This window comes from Microvirga sp. KLBC 81 (assembly GCF_003075415.1).
GTDB lineage: Bacteria > Pseudomonadota > Alphaproteobacteria > Rhizobiales > Beijerinckiaceae > Microvirga.
On record NZ_QDAH01000216.1, the window covers coordinates 1 to 1,926 of the forward strand.

At 65.2% G+C, this 1,926-nt stretch carries 1 protein-coding gene; it reads right to left on the minus strand.

Annotated features, from left to right (window positions below):
- Positions 1 to 1,926: acetate--CoA ligase (acs, locus tag DC522_RS33295; RefSeq protein WP_116532669.1), on the minus strand; the 1,926-nt coding region annotated here is incomplete at both ends.

Genomic DNA, 1,926 nt, shown 5'->3' on the forward strand with positions numbered 1-1,926 from the left:
TGTTCTGGCGGTTGGAGATCAGGTCGTCGACGACGGTGGGGTCGGCCAGGGTCGAGGTGTCGCCCAGCGAGCCGAACTCATCCTCGGCGATCTTGCGCAGGATGCGGCGCATGATCTTGCCGGAGCGGGTCTTCGGCAGGCCCGGGGCGAACTGGATCAGGTCCGGCGAGGCGATGGGGCCGATTTCCTTGCGCACCCAGGCCACCAGCTCCTTGCGGAGTTCCTCGGAAGGCTGCTCGCCCGCCATCAGGGTCACATAGGCGTAGATGCCCTGGCCCTTGATGTCGTGCGGATAGCCCACCACGGCTGCTTCCGACACCTTCGGATGGGCCACGAGGGCGGATTCCACCTCCGCCGTGCCCATGCGGTGGCCGGAGACGTTGATCACGTCGTCCACGCGACCGGTGATCCAGTAATAGCCGTCCGCATCGCGGCGGCAGCCGTCGCCGGTGAAGTACTTGCCGGGATAGGTGGAGAAGTAGGTCTGCACGAAGCGCTCATGGTCGCCATAGACCGTGCGCATCTGGCCGGGCCAGGAATCGGCGATCACGAGATTGCCCTCGCAAGCACCCTCCAGCACCTTGCCTTCCGCATCCACCACCTCCGGCTTCACGCCGAAGAACGGACGGGTCGCGGAGCCGGGCTTGAGCTTCGTCGCGCCCGGCAGCGGGGTGATCAGGATGCCGCCGGTTTCCGTCTGCCACCAGGTGTCCACGATGGGGCAGCGGCTGTCGCCGACGACACGATGATACCATTCCCAGGCTTCCGGATTGATCGGCTCGCCCACGGAGCCGAGCAGACGCAGCGACTTGCGCGCGGTCTTCTTCACCGGCTCCTCGCCCGCCTGCATGAGCGAGCGGATCGCGGTCGGCGCGGTGTAGAAGATGTTGACGTTGTACTTGTCGATGACCTCCCAGAAGCGGGAGATCGACGGATAGGTGGGCACGCCCTCGAACATCAGCGTCGTCGCGCCGTTCGCGAGCGGGCCGTAGAGAATGTAGGAATGGCCCGTCACCCAGCCCACGTCGGCGGTGCACCAGTAGACGTCGCCGTCGTGGTAGTCGAACACGTATTGATGCGTCATCGCCGCATAGACGAGATAGCCGCCGGTGGTGTGCAGCACGCCCTTCGGCGTGCCGGTCGAGCCGGAGGTGTAGAGGATGAACAGCGGATCCTCCGCGTTCATCTCCTCGTAGGGGCACTCGTCGGAAACGAGCTCTGCGGCTTCGTCGTAATAGACGTCACGGCCCGGCACCATGTTGACGGCGCCGCCCGTGCGGCGAACGACGAGCACGTGATCCACCACGCCCGGACCGACGGTCTCGATGGCGGCGTCCACGTTGACCTTCAGCGGCACCTTGCGGCCGCCGCGCAGGCCCTCATCGGCGGTGATGACGAAGGCGGACTTGGCGTCCTGGATGCGGCTGGCGAGCGAATCCGGCGAGAAGCCGCCGAACACCACGGAATGGATGGCGCCGAGCCGTGCGCAGGCGAGCATCGCATAGGCTGCTTCGGGGATCATCGGCAGGTAGATCGTGACGCGATCGCCTTTGCCGACACCGCGGTTGCGCATGATGTTGGCCATGCGGTTCACTTCGGCGTGGAGCTCGCGATAGGTGATCTTCTTGGATTCCGACGGGTCGTCGCCTTCCCAGATGATGGCGACCTGATCGCCGCGGGTGTGGAGATGCCGGTCGACGCAGTTATAGGCCACGTTGGTGATGCCGTCCTCGAACCAGCGGATCGAGACGTTGCCGGGACCGAAATTGGTGTTCTTGATCCGGGTCGGCTGCCTGAACCAGTGGATGCGCTTGGCTTCCTCGGCCCAGAACTTGTCCGGGTCCTTCACCGAAGCCTCGTATTTCGCGCGGTAGCCGGCATCGTCCAGATAGGCGCGGTGGCTCCACTCGGACGGTACGTCGTAGA